We start from the raw sequence: 16,986 nt of genomic DNA, 5'->3' as shown, positions 1-16,986 counted from the left end.
ATTGAGCGGCGATAAGGCCCCGCTGCGCGGGGCCTGTTGCTCTCTCAATCCCCCAGTCCCGGCGGGTTAATCTCGGAATGGGCAATCTTCTCGTCGCTCTCCGCCCAGCGATCCAGCACCTGCAGATAGCTGCCGTTGGCGATGGCGCTGTTGAGCGAAGCCTGCACCGCGTCCACCAGGCCGTTGCCTTTCTTCAGCGTGACGGCGATGTTGGCGGTCTTCGGCCAGCCGCCGGGCACGATGCCCACCAGCCGGGTTTTACCGGTCAGCCGCGCCTGATAAGCGCCGGAGACGTTGGGCCCGAAGGTGGCGTCGGCGCGGCCCGACTGAATGGCCAGCGTGGAGGCGGCCTTATCGGTGACGTACACCGGCTGCAGCGGCGCTAATCCCTTGGCGCGGTTCTCCTTGTCCCAGGCCAGCAGTACCGCTTCCTGATTGGTGCCGGAGTCGACGATGATCTTTTTACCGGCGATATCCGGCGCGGTTTTGATCTGGGTGATTTTACTGTCGGATTTGACGTAGAAACCCAGCGTATCCTGCCGATAGGTGGCGAAATCGAATTTGGTCTTGCGTTCGTTGGTCACGGTGATGTTGTAAACCGCGGCGTCATATTTGCCGGAGGCCACCCCCAGCGGCCAGTCTTCCCACGAGGTGGGCACCAGCTTGAGTTTTAACCCCAAACCGTCGGCCACCAGGCGCGCAATGTCCGCCTCGCTGCCAATCACCGTTTTATTGTCGCGGGCGTACAGGCCGAACGGCGGGCCGCTGCCCAGCAGAGAAATGGCGACCGTCAGCGTGCCGGGTTCCACGAACCGGAAGCCGGCGGGGATTTTGGCCACGGCTTCGGCGCTCTTCACCGTGTGGATCGGCGTTTCGTTGGCGACGAGATCCACGCCTGGTGCGGCGGCGGCGGAAAAACTCAGCAGCGCCGCAATCACTATCATCTTTTTGCTATATATCATTATGTTAATTACCTTCATTATTATGGGTGTCACACGGTCGTTGCACTATCTCTAAAGGCGGCAGATCTGTGAACGAACAAAATCAACTAACCAATCTTGGAAAAATCATGAGGCGCCTCTGGCGGCGCTGAATCGATCGAGGATGAACCATGTCGTCGCGTTTCGCTACGTTGGGCCGCATACCGCGCGGCGTGTGGGTATTGGGTGGCGTGAGCCTGCTGATGGACGTTTCCTCGGAGATGATCCATAGCCTGTTGCCGCTGTTTATGGCGACGACGCTCGGTGCCAGCGTGATCGTCATCGGGTTGATCGAAGGGCTGGCGGAGGCGACGGCGTTGATCGTCAAGGTGTTCTCCGGCGTGCTCAGCGATTACCTCGGCAAACGCAAGGGGCTGGCGCTGCTGGGCTACGGGCTGGGCGCCATCAGCAAACCGTTTTTCGCCATCGCGTCGTCTTCCGGCATGGTGATGAGCGCGCGCCTGCTGGATCGCGTGGGCAAAGGCATCCGTGGGGCGCCGCGCGATGCCCTGGTGGCCGACGTGACGCCGCCGGAGATCCGCGGCGCGGCTTTCGGGCTGCGCCAGTCGCTGGATACCGTTGGCGCCTTTTTAGGGCCGCTGCTGGCCGTCGGCCTGATGCTGCTGTGGCACAACGATTTTCGCGCCATCTTCTGGGTGGCGGCGATCCCGGCGGCGCTGGCGATTGCGCTGCTGTTTTTCGGCCTGAAAGAGCCGGCCGCCGCGATAACCCACAAGCGCACCAACCCGATTACCCGCGCCAACCTGCGGCTGTTGGGGCGCAGCTATTGGTGGGTGGTGAGCATCGGCGCGATCTTCACGTTGGCGCGCTTCAGTGAAGCGTTCCTGGTGTTGAAGGCGCAGCAGGGCGGCACGCCGCTGGCGTTGATCCCGCTGGTGATGGTCGCCATGAATCTGGTCTACGCCTGTTCGGCCTATCCGTTCGGTAAATTGTCCGACCGCATGAGCCATGAAGGATTACTGAAAGCCGGGCTGCTGGTGCTGATCGCCGCCGACCTGGTATTGGCGCTGAGCGATCATTGGGCGGGTGTGCTGTTTGGCGTGGCGCTGTGGGGCGTACACATGGGCATGACGCAGGGACTGTTGGCGGCGATGGTGGCGCACACTGCGCCGGCGCATCTGCGCGGCACCGCGTTCGGCATGTTCAATCTGATCAGCGGCGCGGCATTGCTGCTGGCGAGTCTCGGCGCCGGAACCCTGTGGGAGCTGTTCGGTTCCGCCTCCACCTTTTACGCCGGGGCGATCATCTGCGTGGTGACGCTGGTCGGCATGAAGCTGGCACCGTTCGGCGAACGGCGGCCGTGAAAGCGGCGGCGCTCAACGCCGCCGCGCGGTTTACGCCGGATGGGCGTCATTCTCGTTGCCGCCAATCGCCAGGTAATCCGTGTAGATTTGCGGCGCGCCGGAGAACGACGCCAGTGTTTTCCACTCGTCGTACATGCGTTCGGTGTCCTGATGCTCGGCCACGAACCTGAGCGCTTGCTCGGTTGAAACATCGAGCTCCGGATGGAACGCGTTGAGCGACGCCAGACTTTCAATGATCAGCATCACCGCGTATTGGTCCAGCCGGTTACCGCTCTGGCCCTTCAGCAGGTGAAACTTCCAGCCCGGGTAGTCTTCCACGCGGTGGATGTTGTCGGTAATGAACCGTTCAAACTGCTCGGGCGAGACGCCCGCTTTAAGCGCCAGGTTATGAATGCCGATGACACGCTGAATGCTTTCCTTCCCTGGTTCGCTGCGGTAATTGGGGCCGGGCGGCAATGAACTGCGGCTATTCTCGGCCACCAGACGGTAACAGGTGTAAAGGGTCGGCAGTTCGGCGAAGGTCGCGAAGGTTTTCCACTCCTCAATCAGCGCGGCGGCCTCCGGACACTGCCGCCAAAAGGCGTGCGCCTCGTCGGTCAGCTCGCCGTTGCCGTCGATATAGCGCGCGTAGGTGGCGGCGTCTTTAGCCTGATAAACCATCAGGTACTGATTTTCACGCTCGCCGCGCAGGCCGCGCAGCAGCGTCCATCGCCAGCCGGGATAGGCCGGGATGGCGACGCCTTTACGGCGAACGAACGCTTCGAAACGATCCGAGGCGACGCCCCGTTTCAGGTTGATTCCCACGTAGTGCAGGGAGAAAACCGGCGTGGTTGATGCATGCATTAAACGATCCTCGCAAGTTAAGTTAGTGAGATGTGTTCGTCACGGCTTTGGCGCTGATGCTGACCAGCAACAGGCACAGCAGCGTGCAGCCGAACGCCAGGGCCAGGCTGGTGTAATTGGCGATAAAACCGATCAGCGCCGGGCCGGTTAATAAGCCGAGATAGCCGACCAGCGTCACGGCCGGAAACGCTTGGCCAGGCGGCACCTGTTTTTGATTGCCGACGGCGTTGAACAGAATGGGAACAATGTTGGCGATGCCCAGGCCGGCGAGCATCAACCCGCCAAAGGCGGCCGATGCCAGAGGGACGGTGACGGTCAACAGCACGCCTGCCGCAGCGCACAGGCTGCCGAGCAGCAGGGTGCGGAAGCGCCCGACGGCGCCGATCAGCCTGTCGCCATACAGCCGCCCGCAGGCCACGGCGACGGCGTACAGCGTGAACCCGATCCCCGCCTGCGATTTGGCCACGCCGCGCTCGGCATGCAGGAATAATGCCGACCAGTCGAGCATCGCCCCCTCGGTCAGGAACACGAAGAAACAGAGCAGGGCGATAAACAGGATCTTGCCGTGGGCCAGCGCCCACCGCGCGCCGCCCCGTCGCCGCTCGTCGATGCCGCCGTGCGCCAGTAAATCGCCGGCGACGATCAGCAGCAGGATCGCGATGAGGAGGGCGATCAGGCCGATGGCCTGGGCCGGGGCGAGGCCCGCCAGCAGCAACAGACTGACGCCGCCGGCACCGGCAATGCCGCCAAGGCTGTAGAAGCCATGAAAACCGGACATTTTCGCCTGGCCGCTCTCCCGCTCGACGATTATCGCCTGTGAGTTCATCGCCACATCCATGATGCCGTTGACGGCGCCAAACACCCCCAATGCCGCCCCCATCAACAGCGGCTCATCGAGTAACGCCAACAGCGGCAAGTCGATGCACAGCAAGGCGCCTGCGCCCAGCAACACGGCGCGGCACCCCAGTTTGGCGATCAGATAACCGGCGAAGGGCATGATCGCCATGGAGCCGGCGGCGAGGCAAAACAGCAGCAAACCGAGCGCACCGTCATCGATGCCCAATCGCGCTTTCACGAAAGGGATCAACGGCGCCCAGGCGGCCATGCCCAACCCGGCGAGGAAGAAGATCGCTCGGGTGGCGATTTGCCGGCGATGATTCTCTGCGGCCTCGCCGGTTAGCCAAGGCAGCATCATGACGATCGGCTCTGCGCGACGGACAGATAATCGGTATAAATCTGCGGTGAACCGGAAAATGACGCCAGTTGCTTCCACTCTTCATACATTTGCTTGGTGTCGCGATGCGCTTTGGCGAAGGTTGCCGCTTCGTCGGTGGCGATATCGGGCTCCGGATAGAACACGTCCAGCGCCGCCAGGCTGACGATTTCCATCATCACCGCGTACTGGTCGAGCCGATTGCCGCGCTCTCCCTTCAGCAAGTGAAACTTCCAGCCCGGATAATCCTCAATGCGATGGTGATTTTCGGCGATAAAGCGTTCGAATTGCGCCGGGGTCACGCCTTCGCGCAGCGCCAGATTGTGGATGCCGATAATGCGCGCCTCGGGCGGTTCGCCCGGCCGTTCCCGGTAACGCGGGCCGGGCGGCACGTCGCTTTTTCTGTTCTCAGCCAGCAGGCGATAATCGCTGAACAGCGTCGGCAGCAGGCTGTAGGTGCCCAGTTTTCGCCACTCGGCGAGGATTTCCTGCGCGGCGGCATGCCGCCGCCAGAATTCGTGCGCGTGCGCCGTTCGCTGCCCGGTGGCGGTGACGTAACGATCGCGCTGCTCGGCGCTGTCAATCTCGTACAGCATCAGGTATTGCCCGACGCGTTCGCCGCGCAGGCCGCGCAGCAACGTCCAGCGCCAGCCGGGATAACAGGGGATATGTACGCCTTGTTCGCGCACGAAGGTTTCAAACTGTTGTGGCGTGACGCCGGCTTCGGTATCGATGCCGATGTAATAGAAGCTGAATACCGGTTTGGGATCGGAGACTGTCGTCGTCATCTTTCACTCCTGATTGGCGAATGCGGCGGAAAATTGGGTATTGATAATGGCTTCGACCAGCGTGACGCCGATGGGCGTGAGCGTAACGCACGAACCATCGACGGTGACCAGCGCTTTATCCACCAGGGTTTTCAACGTGCGGCGGATGACCGGGTTGGCAAACAGGCTGTTGCCGTCAAAGCGCCGTTTAAACACCCGATCGTCCACCGGCAGCAAGGTGGAGAGCGCCATTTTGAAGGCGTTCACTTCACGCTGGATCGGGGAGAAGCCGCGGCTTTCCTCGATGGGCAGGCGGTCTTGGTTGAGCGCTTCCTTGTACTTCTTGTAGCCGGTGATGTTGATGGCTTCGGATCGCGTCGATTTGGAGCTACCGCCCAAACCGATCGCCACTTCCGGATACTGCTTGTCGAGATCGGTGATGAGCGCTTTCCACTTTTCCGGCTGTTGGTCATTGCGGTGAAAGTACATGGTGGGGTGTTCGGTATAGCCGCCATTCAGGTAGTTCTCGACCAGCTCGCGCATTTGGTACTGTTTGCCCAGCCCAGGGAAGCGCAGGTTGTTGATGCTGATCAGCCCCTTTTTCTGCCACAGGCTTTCGCGCTCGCCCGAGACGCCGGTGCGATTTTTAATAAACTCATCCATGTGCAGCTTGGTGCAGACGACGTGCGACAGATTCAGCTCGAGGGCTTTTTCCATGTCGTATTTCACGTCGTCCACGCTTTGGCCCAGCATGCCGTAAATGAGATCCACGCTGACCCAATCAATGCCGAGCGCGCGCGCGTGATGAATGGTCTCCACGCACTCTTCGGCCGAGTGCATGCGCCCGCAGGCGGTGATGATGTCGTCATTGAAGGATTGGGTGCCGAAACTGATTTTGCTGAAGCCGAGCTCTTTCAGCAGCGCCAGATAGGCTTTGTTCAGGGTGCCGGGCTCCCCTTCGAAGCGCAGGGTGGCGTTGGTGAAGTTAAAGTGGCTGAAGTAGAAGGCCATCATGCGGCGCAGTTCCGGCTCCGGCAGCAAGGACGGCGTGCCGCCAAAGACGTTGAATTCGCCGATTTCCACTTCGGCCAGGCTGGGCACGCGCGCCAGCCACATTTGCGCCTCCTTGATGTTGAAATCGACCAAATCGCGGAATACCGCCTGAGAGGCGGGCGCCTTGGGATTGAGGATCACCGTGGGGTACTGACAAAAATGGCAGCGATAGCGGCAGGTCGGGATATAGGCCCAGAGGTGGATTTTGCCCGCCTGGCGAATGTCGGCCTCCATATCGGCAAAAAACGCGGCCAGCGGGTAGTCGACGAGATCGCCGGGGAACACGTGACAGCCGAACGGATCCTTATGGACGTACTCCAGAAAGGCCCGGTTTTCCGGTTGCGCCAGGAACGCGTTCACCCGCGGCGTGGGATAGTTTTCATCGATATCCAGCAATGAGTGCAAGGCTTCGTCGTTCATCAGAATACCCCTCCGTTGCCGAAATAGTTGTGGGCTTCGCCGGACTCGCGGTCTTCACAGAAGTAATAAACAAAGCGGGTGAAATCCTCGTCTTTGACCGTATCGAAGCAGGCCGGCAATGCGGGCGGGAAGCCGATATCGTCACCGACGGCGCGCCGCATGGCGGCAAACAGCGCATCGCGAAATTCGAGGTAGAGCCGATAGGCGGGGGTTTTGTAGGCATGGATCGGTTTGAAATCGATGATGCGCATCTCGTGTTTCAGCTCGTGAATGCGGCGGTAGAGGCTGTCGGCCAGCGGGCCGGAGAAGAAATCGCGCACTTCGCTGTTTTCCAACAGCAGATACGGATTGAGCAGCACCGGCAGTAAGATATTCTTTGGCGTGTAGTCCTTGATCGAGTAGTCCCAGGCCAGTTTCGCCTCCGCCGGCGTGGCGTCCGCCAGCGCGGTTTTCTGCCGCTCAACGTCCGGCCGGACGTCCTTCATGATAATGATGCCGTCCTTACCGTAGGCGATGCCGTTGATCACCTCATCGAGAATGGTGTCCACCCGGCGGCTGTTGATCTCAACGTAAGCATGGCGAGCGTAAACCGGCTTGCCGCCGTAGGCGATGACCTTAATGCCGAAGTCCCAGTCGTCGGACAGGTGTTCGACAAAGCGGCCATGGTTGAGCTGGTAGAAGATTTCGATGCCGCCTACCGCGTCATACAGGCTGCGCTCCACCCCGAACCCTTTGCCGTCGGGGAAGCCGCCGAACAGGGAGAACGAAAATTCGCGCAGACGCAGCGTTTTTTGGATCTCGCGGAACAGGTTAGGGCGGTGCTCAAACTCTGCGGGAGGGTAGTAATAGTTGCAGGTGCCCAGGTCGCCTTGTTGCTCGATCATGGTATTCACCAGCTCGTAAAGCCAAAATGCATCCACGGTGCAATCGGCATCGGCGGAAACGATATAGTGCTTGCGTTTATTTCCCAGCCGGCTGTCGCGGGCTTTAGAACGCAGCGACGCATAGTCCATGCCGCGTTTTCTAGCCGAGGAGACACCCTGCACCGTTTCGGCGATAACATGAATGGCCATAGCCGGATGCCTTTCACTAAACGCGTTTATTTTAGCGACGGAATCATCGGTGGAGTTGTTATCAACGACAATCAGTTCGTAAGTGTCGTGGGTGATTAATTCATTCTTGGTGTGCTGATTGAACAGCGAAAGTAAAACCGCCTCAATACGGTCGCTTTCATTATAAACGGGCAGTACGACAGACACAAAAACAGTATCACGCATAGATCCTCCAAGGGCTAATGAAAGTCCACAGTTAGAAATGGCTTGTCTGAAAATGAAATGTCACGTTATTCGATGATTAGCTGATATTTAAGAACTCCATGACGTTGTTGGATAAAATTCGCTTGCCCAGCGCGTAATTCTTTTCCGCCACGCGCTTCATCTGCTCCTTGTTATTAATGAACCGGTAGACTTCCTGGATGAATTCGTCGTTCGGCGGCCCATCCTGTAACTCGGAGATCGGCATGACGGGCGCTTCAAACCCATGCCGGCCGTAGACTTCGTGATAATATTCGTAGCGAGTGGTGATATAGCAACGGCGACAACTGATCGCTTCACCGATAGGATTGCCATAGCTATCATAATCATACGAGGTGAGAAAAGAGACCAGGTCGCAAGAGTGATAGAGGTCCTCTATGCAAAACGCGTCGTTTTCCGAGCGCATATCGACATGGGGAAGCATGCCGACGAATTTGACATAGGGGAGAACATTCAGTTCCTGCGCCAATTTGGCGAGTTGCAGATAACATGACGGGTTTTCATATTCATTGCCGGCGATCGCCAAATAGGCGCGTCGAGTGTTGTGGTCGCGGATAAATAAATCGTTAAGCCGGCTGATCAGCATAATATCGCGGTCCAATCTTTTCTGAGGGATGATGCGGGTGGTTCTGGCAATGAGAAGATCATTATCGCGAATATTCATCTGCTTTCTGACATTCGTTCTTTCGTGACTGTCCGAGAAGTCATAGGTATTTTTCTTTACCTCGACATGGACATCATGATTGCACCAGGCCTCCAGCTTTTGCTTCAGATCGTGATTGAGCGTGACATAGGTAATGTATTTTGAAGGGATAGGTTTGATGGCGTGAGAATAAGGTGGCGGGCCGTATTTGAGCACCTTTTTTTCGCTGTTCCACATCAGGTCATGATCGCGCCAGATGACGAAACGCGTCAGTCGATAACGTCGGCCATAATCTTCGATCGCCAGATACAGCGCTTTGGTATAGATGATGTTTTCCGGCAGCGTGCCGTTTTCCACCACCACATGGCTGACTGCGAGCGCTTCCCATTGGGCGACGAGGCGATCCGCCAGCTGCCGCGCCGTCAACGCGATGGTATGCAACAAAGCGGCTTTTTCTTGCTCGTCAATGGGCGTTTTCTGGCCGATCAACGCCGCGTGTGCGTAGTCGAGAAAGGCGGGGTGGTAATCTCGAATCGACGTGATGTCGTCCAGGCGGACCAGCGTAAAGACATCGCGGTAGATGTCATGCTCATGCTGATAGGGTTTATTAAAGTTTCCCTTATCAATCTTGATGTCGTATCCCAGATCAAGATAAGAGCGAAATCCACAGGCTTGCAGTCGTTTGGCAATCTTCATTGCTTCCACCGTGATCCCCGAGACCGAGACGGCATCGAACGAAATGAACATTGCATTCTTCTCTTGCCTTTCGTGCATCGCAGTACCTCCTGCTATTATTTGTAGTGCATTGATTTAAATTAACTATTTCTTAACAAGTCTCCGGTAACGTTCCCAATTGAGTGGAAAAAGAATCGTTTTGACGCTCTGGAATACACTCAAATCTGACAGAACGGAAGCTTAACCGTTCAAAAATGTAAAGATACGTTTATGCTTTGTGAGGGCTCTCACAAATATTCCGGTGCGGGAGGCGTGAAACAAGCAGAGGAAAAGAGGGGGGGATCAACCCCCCGAATGTGGGGCATGCGATGCCGATTTAACGATTCGCCATGCCGCCTTCGGCAGGCTGAAGTATCGCCTGCAGCAACTCGGGCACCTGCTGGGACTCCACCGCCCGGCTGAACAGAAAACCCTGGCCGATATGGAAACCGGCTTCGCACAGCGTTTGGCGCTGCTGCTCGGTTTCCACGCCTTCGGCGATGATATCGATCGACAGTTTTTGACCGAGAATGCCGATGCTTTCCACGATCGCCAGGATCGCCGGTTCGGTGTTCATGCGTTGAATAAAGTCGCAGTCCAGCTTAATGCAGTCCAGCGGGTAATCCATGATATGGCTGAATGAGGAGTGGCCAGTGCCAAAGTCGTCCAGCGCGATGCGGATACCCATCTCTTTGAGCATTTGCAGCGCGCGCAGTACGTATTTCGAACCGTGCTTGTTGAACGCGTGTTCGGTCACTTCCAGTTCGATCAGGTGATGGGGAATGTGGAACTTCAGCAGGCGTTGCAGGAAGGTTTCGGCGTAGTTGTCGCGTAAAAACTCGATCGGCGACACATTCAGCGAAATAGGCCGCACCGCCACGCCGGCCGCGCGCCAGCGGGCGATATCGGCGAAGACTTTCAGCTGCATGGCTTCGCTGATCTTGGTTGCCAATTCGTAGTCGTTGAACGCCTCGCTTACCGTCGCCGGCAGCTGTACGCCGTTTTGCGGGCAGTGCCAGCGCAGCAGCGCTTCAAAGCCGACGATGCTGCCGTCGATCAGGCAGACTTTCGGTTGGTAGCTGGGGCGGATGCAGTTGTCGCGCACGATCTGGCGCGCGTAGTTGAGCTGGCTGGCGCGGGCGCGGGCTTTGTCCATCATCTTGCGATCGAACATGTAGACGCCGCCGCGGCCGCCGTCTTTCAGTTCATACAACGCGGTATCGGCGCATTTCATCAGCTCCGAAGCGTCGCGAGCGTCTTTGGGATAGATGGCGCCGCCGATGCTCATGCCGCAATGCAGCGTCTTGCCGCCGTGGGTGATCGGCGTCTCCAACTGCAGCAGAAACTTGTTGGCGATGCGGAAAATATCCTGCTCGTTTTCGACATCGCTGATCACCACGGCGAACTCGTCGCCGCCGAGGCGGGAGACGAACGAATGCGCACTCATGCAGGCGCTGAGCCTTTTACCCAAGACCCGCAGCAGATGGTCGCCCGCCGCGTGGCCCAGCGTGTCGTTCACCAGCTTGAAGTGGTCAAGATCCAGCAGCATCAGCCCAAGCGACTTTTTGCCGTGCAGGGCGCGTTTCATCTCTTGCTTCAGCTTTTTCTTGAATAAGCGCCGGTTGGGCAGGCCGGTCAATTCGTCATATTCGCTGGCGAGCAACAGACGTTGTTCCATCACGCGTTGCGACGTCACGTCGCGCGAGACGCACAAGATCTCGGCCACGGCGCCGTGTTCATCGCTGACCGGTGTGAGAATGTTGTCCCAGTGCTGTTTTTTACCCTGAGGCGTCACGCTCAATCCGGTGAAGCGCGCATTTTTTCCGGCTCTGACGTTGCGCAGCGCCTTGCTGCCGCGGCGACGGATCTCGGGGGACAGCAGCCCCAGCCAGGGCATGCCAAACTCTTTTTGCGCCGGATCAAGACCGAGCGCCAGGCTGCCGGAGCGATTCATGTGGCGCAGCGTGCCGTCGTGATTGATCACTTTGATGCAGTCGACGCTGGCGTCCAGCATGTCTTGCTGGATAGAGAGCGCCTGAACGTTTTGCTGGCGTTGCAGCATTTGCGGATGGATGTCGGTGGCGGTGAGGTACCAGCTGGGCTCCTGCGCCATGCCGTCCTGACGGGCGTTAAACGCCAGCATAAACCACCGGTAGGCGCCGCTGCGCTCGCGCAGACGGGCTTCGCCGGCGAACGAGGAGAGGGCAACGATCGCCTGGCGCCATTGCGCGGCCAGGCGATCGCGATCGTCGGGATGCAGTGCATCGAGCCAGTCTGCGGCGGCATGCTCACCGGCGATGGCGCCGGTATAGTCGCGCCACTGCTTATTGAAGTAACCGCCAAGGCGGTTGCCGAAGCAAATCAGACCCGGCAAGTCGTCTACGATTTCGCTATAGAGATCAATCGGATTTTTGTTATTACTCTGCTTGGGCAACAGGGTCATGCGGTATTTCCTCGGAAAATTACCCATATTCTTGCTCTATAGCAGAGCCTCTTTCAATATAGTCATTGCCAATGAAAATGGGAATAGCCAGCGGGCGCGGCTAAAAACCGGCCTGGTAGCATGAAATAGATTACGCAAGAACGCATTAGGAATACTCCTGTTATTTATAAGCCCCTCTTATATTGCATCGAAAAATAAGTGCTCCGACCACGATGTTTTACTGTCTGAAAAAGTAATCAATATTGATGTTTCAATGTGGCGAAATGTTTAGCTGCCATGCTGTTGTTGCGCTCGGCATTTTGCTTGCGCTATGCACCAATACTGAAGAAATCCTCGCTTATGGCGGTGATGCTCACCATTTCATGCACGTTTCAACAGGTGCCAAAGCACGGTTCCCGGGCGATTACGAGAAAAGTGATGATATAAATCAAGAAATGTTTTGTTTCATCTGTTGACACTTTGCTGACGTGTGAGATAGCCTCGCGAATGATAATCATTAGCAAAACTGGATGGTGTCGCAAATGCATTCACGTAATGATCCCCAGGTAGCGGTTCGGACGACAGGCAACGTTCATCACACGAGACCACGTCTGCTGTGGTCTCTGGCAACGAGACAATGTATCGAACGGCTGCTGTCATCAGGCCTCTTGGGCGGCATCTTCACTTAGCCTCAACCAGCAGATTTAGGTATTAAGCCATGGCCGGATCAAGGCGGTCTATTATTTCCACGCATTTTTCGCGGATATATCGCGATCTCACGGAGTTGCATACGTTCTCAATCATGGGTAAGGAGGCCTCGGGCAGTTAAAATTAAATTTACTCTCTGGGTGTAAAGGAATTGGCAAAAAGAATGGGGCGTATCGGGTTACCGCTATTCTCAGGACTTTGATTAACCCTAAGAGACATTTCGGATGTCATATTAATACTAGCTTCTTTGTGGAGAAAGCTATGGGTAATACCATGAATGGAAACAAAACAGGTTGGGACAGTGTTAACGATCTTATTCACTACCATGAGCGCGGGAATGGTTTGACGATCAATAATAAACCGTCCTATGACATAAATGATGCGGGGTTGCAGATAACGCGCAGCGATAAAACCTGGAATGGCGTTCACGTCACGGGCAAAGATGCGACGGTGACCTATTCATTCCCGGATTGGGAATATAAAGAACTGAATCTGGGCCACCGCTCCTCAGAACGCGATACGGGGCTAAGTGCGTTCACGCAACATCAACAAGAGCAGGCGAAGTTATCTTTGCAATCCTGGGCCGATGTTGCCAACCTAAAGTTTGTCGAAGTGGCATCGGATCAACCTTCCAATATTACTTTTGGGAATTATGAGGGGAAAGGGCAAGCGTATGCCTTGAAACCATTCTCATATAATGGCAATGACTACAGAGGATACAATTCTGATGGGCAAAGTTGGTATAATATTAAGAACCATTCTGAAAACTTGCATCCTGAGCTGGGTAATTACGGCCGTTTAACCATTACCCACGAAGTTGGCCATACTCTCGGGTTAGATCATCCGGGAACGTATAATGCGGGGCAAGGAAGCCCAAATTATACCAAGGCAGTTTACGCCGAAGATACCCGGCAGTTTAGCGTAATGAGTTACTGGAATGAATCCATTACCGATGCGGATCATGGTCACTACTATGCCGCTGCACCGCTGGTTGATGATATCGCGGCCATCCAACATCTTTACGGTGCCAACATGACCACCCGAACCGGCGACACCGTTTACGGGTTTAATTCAAATACAGGCCGAGACTTCTATACACTCAAGGGCAGCCACGACAAGCTGGTGATGTCTGTCTGGGATGCAGGTGGTAATGATACCCTTGATTTCTCGGGGTATAGCCAAAATCAACGTATCAACCTGAACGAAGGCGCTTTCTCCGACGTCGGGGGATTAAAAGGGAATGTTTCCATCGCTGCCGGTGTCACCATCGAAAACGCGATAGGGGGCTCAGGTAATGACATTATCGTTGGGAATCACGCAGACAATACGCTCAAAGGCGGCGCCGGCAATGATGTTATTTACGGCGGGGCTGGTCAGGATCAATTATGGGGAGGAGACGGTAATGACATTTTTGTCTTCTCTGATCTTAATGACTCGCCTGTTCAGGCACCTGATACAATTTGGGACTTTGAGTCAGGCAAGGACAAGATCGATCTGTCCTTCTTCAACCAAGGCGATAAAGGCAGTGATTTCATTCAGTTCGTCGATCATTTCAGCGGGCAGGCCGGTGAGGCGCTATTGTCCTATGATAGCCAGAACAATCTGAGTGAACTGGCCTTCAACATCCAGGGCGGTGCAAATCCAGACTTCCTGGTGCACATCGTTGGACAGGCTGACGTCGCTGTTGATTTTATCGTTTAAAATGGCAACGGTGGGCGATGATGCCCACCGTTTCACATGGGCCACCTATGTATAAATTTATTCTTGTCGGAATAATATTCTTGTTTTCAGGAGTCTCTATGGCAAGCAGCCTGGTTTTACCTTCCGCCGAAACGCTATCCGGGCAGTGGACGGTCAGTGATAAATCAAAATCTTGTGTTGTGCAGCTCAATACGGAGAGTGTGGATTCGGCTGGCGGCTATAGCCTGAAATTCTTGTCTGATTGCACGCCAGACGTATTGCCGCAAGAGCCTGCCGCATGGCGTCCTGCCCCCGATGGCATTGCGCTGTTGGACAAGGATGGGCTAACCGTACTTTTCTTCTCTCAGGAAGACGATCATTACCGTAGTCAAATCTGGGCAGAGACAGGAAAGATCTTGAAGAGAAATAACTAGCCAACAACGCCTTCTTATCCCTCGGCCTCGGCCGGCGCTTCTGAACGCGGTCATCACGTTTCACGTCGCTCCGCTCACGACTTTCTGAGATATCGTCCCCTTGGTTATTCGTTGCCTTGCTGCGTTTATATTGCGTCGGGTGGACACCGGCGCAATATCAGCCGGCAACGAACAGCCGCTGTTGCCAGTGCAACAGTTGTGTCAGCGTGATTGGCGCAGCGGCAGCAATGGTCGCGCGATTTTCCAACGCAATCTCCCGCGCGCGTTGCAACGGCTCGGCGCTGAGGCGTTGCAAGTTTTGTTGCAGCGCCTGTTGCGTTTGCTCCAGCTCACCAACGCTAACGTGCGTCAGCTCATGATGCATCTGCTGCAAGAATTCGTCGGTTAACTGCCGCAGCTGTTCCGCGGTGAACGTCGGGGATTGCAGCGCGAACAGCAGGCCTTCGGCATGGGTGCAGCGGTGGAAGGCACATTGCACCACGTAGCCCACGTTGCGTTCCACGCGCAGCCGCTGAAAATAGCGCGGCGCGTAAAGCCGGGCCAGCACGCGCAGCGCCCAGCGGCCTTCGGCTTCATCGCTTTGCAGCGGGTAAAATTTCAGCAAGGCGTGTTCGGCGCCGCTTTCCGTCAGCGTGACAGGAGGATGTAAACGCGGCGGCGTTTGCGGCTCAGCCGTTATGGCGTAGGGGAAGTCATACAGCAAATGTGACAGCCGCCGTTTTAACTCGCCATCGCCGCCGACCAGGGTGGCATGCCAGTGTGGCGCGGTTGCCGTAGAGACGTTCAACGCCGCCGGCAATTGGGCTAACAGGCGGCGAATGGCGATATCGTTTTGTTGTTTTAACTGCGCGTGGCGCAGGTTTCTCGCCGCCTCGTTGATGACGGCCGGCGGCTGCGCCGCCAGGGCTCGGTTCACGACGTTCAGGCCGTGGCAGATCAGCCCGTGGCTGCCCGCCAGCTGCAGCAGCCACACACCCTGGTGGCGTTCGACGCTTAAATGTCCCTCCCGATGCGCTAACTCGGCCGCTCCGGGGCGCAATGCCGCCTGCAAACCACAGGCCTGTTCTTCGCTGAGTGCGCCATGCGACGATGGGCGCAGCAACAGCACCGGCTGCGCCTCGCCGGAACGTAGATGCTGCAGCGGCGCCTGGCCGGCCGGCAAGGGCGGTATCGGCAGCGCCGCCGAAGCGGAGAAAAAGCGGAAAGGCTCCACTGTAGGCGTCAGCGCGGCGCCGACGAAGGGGCCAAGGGTCAGCGGCAGCCCTTGGATTTCGCGCGTTTCACCGCCCCCCTCGGGCAGCACGGCCAGGCGGCGGCGCGGCGCTGCCATCAGCATAGCGAGTTGCCGTGTCCAGTCGTCATGCTGTTCCGTCGGCGGCAGCCCCAATGCCCGGGCCCGCAGCTGATCGAGCGGCGCCAAACGGTGAAAATCGCGGTTCGCCAGTTGCCCGAAATGCGCAAGCTGGCCCGGTGTCAGCGAGTTCAGCGCCTGCAGCCATGCCAGCAAGGCGCTTTCGATATGGGCGGCGTCAGACGCCGAGCCGTGATTGACGGTGAAAATAAAACTCAGCAGGGCGCTGTTTTCGCCGCAGCAGGCATAATCCAGACGAACGGCGTCGCCCCACGCGTGCGCGCGCAGCCGTGCCAGCAGCCCGCCTGGGGCATCGTCCAGCAATAAACGCTCAAGCCGTCGCAGCCAGCCGCGTGAACGGCAGTGCGGCAGGGCAAACACCAGCCGCAGCTGCGGCGCGCCGGGAAGAGACAGCGTGTAATCTTGTCCGGCGGCCAGCGGCGGCAATGTCTCGGGCGGCGTGGCGCTGCCCGACGGCAGGCCGCCACCGTAGCGCTGTGCCAGCGCATGCAGCTGATCGAGCGATTGCGGGCCTTGCAGCCACAGCGTCATGTTCGGTGCGCGGTAATAATGGTGGTGAAACTGCCGCAACGCCTGCTGCAATGCGGAAATATCGCTGCCGAAAGCGGCGCGGCTGCCGATATGAAAGCGATGCAACGCGTCAAATCCGCTGAACATCTGCCGCTGCGCCGCTTCGCAGCGGGTTTCACCGTCGGCGCGCAGCAGGCGGTATTCGGCGTCGATGACCTCGATCTCCTGGGCGATTGCCTCAGCCGCCAGCTGCGGGGCGGCGAGCATATCGCTCAGCCGAGCCACCCCCTCCGCCAGAGGGTCAGCGCCCACTTCAAAGAAAAACGCGGTTTGCGTGGCCTGGGTGGTGGCGTTTAGCCGGCCGCCGGCCGCCTGCGTCCAGCCCATCAGCCCATCTTGCGCGCTGAAGTTCGCGCTGCCGCGAAACAGCATATGCTCCAGCAGATGCGCCAGGCCGGGCCAGGCGGCAGGCGCCTGAAAGCTGCCCGCTTCGATGCACACCAGCGCGGCTGCGCTCTCAGCGGCCGGGGTGCTTATCGCCCTGACGGCCAAACCGTTATCGAGCTGCCATGAGGCGGCGAGTGTCATC

General features: G+C 57.5%; 12 protein-coding genes. 3 read left to right on the top strand and 9 right to left on the bottom strand.

What is annotated here, in order from left to right; genetic code table 11:
* Positions 1-44 precede the first annotated feature (44 nt).
* Positions 45-962: an ABC transporter substrate-binding protein gene (locus JL05_RS16640; RefSeq protein WP_021504584.1), complete on the bottom strand. Its 918-nt coding sequence runs from the start codon at positions 960-962 to the stop codon at positions 45-47.
* A 149-nt stretch (positions 963-1,111) separates the two neighbouring features.
* On the opposite strand from JL05_RS16640, the gene JL05_RS16635 reads away from it, so the two are divergent.
* Entirely contained in the window at positions 1,112-2,305 is a 1,194-nt protein-coding gene (locus JL05_RS16635) for an MFS transporter (protein ID WP_033633067.1), read from the top strand.
* Between the two features lie 30 nt (positions 2,306-2,335).
* Here the strand turns inward: JL05_RS16635 and JL05_RS16630 are convergent, their stop codons facing one another.
* The 7 genes from JL05_RS16630 to JL05_RS16600 all read right to left on the bottom strand — a co-directional run bounded on the left by JL05_RS16630 (position 2,336) and on the right by JL05_RS16600 (position 11,714).
* On the bottom strand, positions 2,336-3,148 hold the full coding sequence (locus JL05_RS16630) for a hypothetical protein (RefSeq protein WP_033633065.1): 813 nt from the start codon (positions 3,146-3,148) through the stop codon (positions 2,336-2,338).
* Positions 3,149-3,170: 22 nt separating this feature from the next.
* On the bottom strand, positions 3,171-4,343 hold the full coding sequence (locus JL05_RS16625; RefSeq protein ID WP_033633064.1) for an MFS transporter: 1,173 nt from the start codon (positions 4,341-4,343) through the stop codon (positions 3,171-3,173).
* Positions 4,340-5,149, bottom strand: a complete 810-nt coding sequence (locus tag JL05_RS16620) for a hypothetical protein (RefSeq protein WP_033633062.1) — start codon at positions 5,147-5,149, stop codon at positions 4,340-4,342. Before JL05_RS16620 ends, JL05_RS16625 begins: the two co-directional genes overlap by 4 nt.
* Positions 5,150-5,152: 3 nt before the next feature.
* Positions 5,153-6,601: a radical SAM protein gene (locus tag JL05_RS16615; protein ID WP_033633060.1), complete on the bottom strand. Its 1,449-nt coding sequence runs from the start codon at positions 6,599-6,601 to the stop codon at positions 5,153-5,155.
* Positions 6,601-7,878 (bottom strand): glycosyltransferase family 2 protein, encoded by a 1,278-nt coding sequence (locus JL05_RS16610; protein WP_033633059.1) that lies wholly within the window; start codon positions 7,876-7,878, stop codon positions 6,601-6,603. The genes JL05_RS16615 and JL05_RS16610 overlap by 1 nt, the downstream gene beginning before the upstream one ends.
* 76 nt (positions 7,879-7,954) lie before the next feature.
* On the bottom strand, positions 7,955-9,331 hold the full coding sequence (locus JL05_RS16605) for a glycosyltransferase family protein (protein WP_033633057.1): 1,377 nt from the start codon (positions 9,329-9,331) through the stop codon (positions 7,955-7,957).
* A gap of 277 nt (positions 9,332-9,608) precedes the next feature.
* On the bottom strand, positions 9,609-11,714 hold the full coding sequence (locus tag JL05_RS16600; RefSeq protein WP_033633055.1) for a putative bifunctional diguanylate cyclase/phosphodiesterase: 2,106 nt from the start codon (positions 11,712-11,714) through the stop codon (positions 9,609-9,611).
* Positions 11,715-12,662: 948 nt separating this feature from the next.
* On the opposite strand from JL05_RS16600, the gene JL05_RS16595 reads away from it, so the two are divergent.
* Positions 12,663-14,102: a serralysin family metalloprotease gene (locus JL05_RS16595; RefSeq protein ID WP_033633053.1), complete on the top strand. Its 1,440-nt coding sequence runs from the start codon at positions 12,663-12,665 to the stop codon at positions 14,100-14,102.
* Between the two features lie 98 nt (positions 14,103-14,200).
* Positions 14,201-14,515 carry an AprI/Inh family metalloprotease inhibitor gene (locus JL05_RS16590; RefSeq protein WP_004928502.1) on the top strand — a complete coding sequence of 105 codons (315 nt, stop codon included), beginning with the start codon at positions 14,201-14,203 and terminating at the stop codon, positions 14,513-14,515.
* A gap of 157 nt (positions 14,516-14,672) precedes the next feature.
* On the opposite strand, the gene pqqF is transcribed toward JL05_RS16590, so the two are convergent.
* Complete coding sequence (gene pqqF / locus JL05_RS16585; protein ID WP_033633051.1) at positions 14,673-16,985, bottom strand: pyrroloquinoline quinone biosynthesis protein PqqF; 2,313 nt, start codon at positions 16,983-16,985, stop codon at positions 14,673-14,675.
* Position 16,986: the final 1 nt, after the last annotated feature.

Source organism: Serratia nematodiphila DZ0503SBS1 (assembly GCF_000738675.1).
Classification (GTDB): domain Bacteria; phylum Pseudomonadota; class Gammaproteobacteria; order Enterobacterales; family Enterobacteriaceae; genus Serratia; species Serratia nematodiphila.
The sequence above is the reverse complement of the archived record's forward strand: the minus strand, read 5'-3'. Positions and strand labels throughout refer to the sequence as shown.

Coding starts and splice junctions, on each gene's coding strand:
- JL05_RS16630 (WP_033633065.1), bottom strand. CDS start 3,148: ATGCATGCATCAACCACGCCGGTTTTCTCCCTGCACTACGTGGGAATC.
- JL05_RS16590 (WP_004928502.1), top strand. CDS start 14,201: ATGGCAAGCAGCCTGGTTTTACCTTCCGCCGAAACGCTATCCGGGCAG.
- JL05_RS16635 (WP_033633067.1), top strand. CDS start 1,112: ATGTCGTCGCGTTTCGCTACGTTGGGCCGCATACCGCGCGGCGTGTGG.
- pqqF (WP_033633051.1), bottom strand. CDS start 16,985: ATGACACTCGCCGCCTCATGGCAGCTCGATAACGGTTTGGCCGTCAGG.
- JL05_RS16595 (WP_033633053.1), top strand. CDS start 12,663: ATGGGTAATACCATGAATGGAAACAAAACAGGTTGGGACAGTGTTAAC.
- JL05_RS16620 (WP_033633062.1), bottom strand. CDS start 5,149: ATGACGACGACAGTCTCCGATCCCAAACCGGTATTCAGCTTCTATTAC.
- JL05_RS16640 (WP_021504584.1), bottom strand. CDS start 962: ATGATATATAGCAAAAAGATGATAGTGATTGCGGCGCTGCTGAGTTTT.
- JL05_RS16610 (WP_033633059.1), bottom strand. CDS start 7,878: ATGCGTGATACTGTTTTTGTGTCTGTCGTACTGCCCGTTTATAATGAA.
- JL05_RS16600 (WP_033633055.1), bottom strand. CDS start 11,714: ATGACCCTGTTGCCCAAGCAGAGTAATAACAAAAATCCGATTGATCTC.
- JL05_RS16605 (WP_033633057.1), bottom strand. CDS start 9,331: ATGCACGAAAGGCAAGAGAAGAATGCAATGTTCATTTCGTTCGATGCC.
- JL05_RS16625 (WP_033633064.1), bottom strand. CDS start 4,343: ATGATGCTGCCTTGGCTAACCGGCGAGGCCGCAGAGAATCATCGCCGG.
- JL05_RS16615 (WP_033633060.1), bottom strand. CDS start 6,601: ATGAACGACGAAGCCTTGCACTCATTGCTGGATATCGATGAAAACTAT.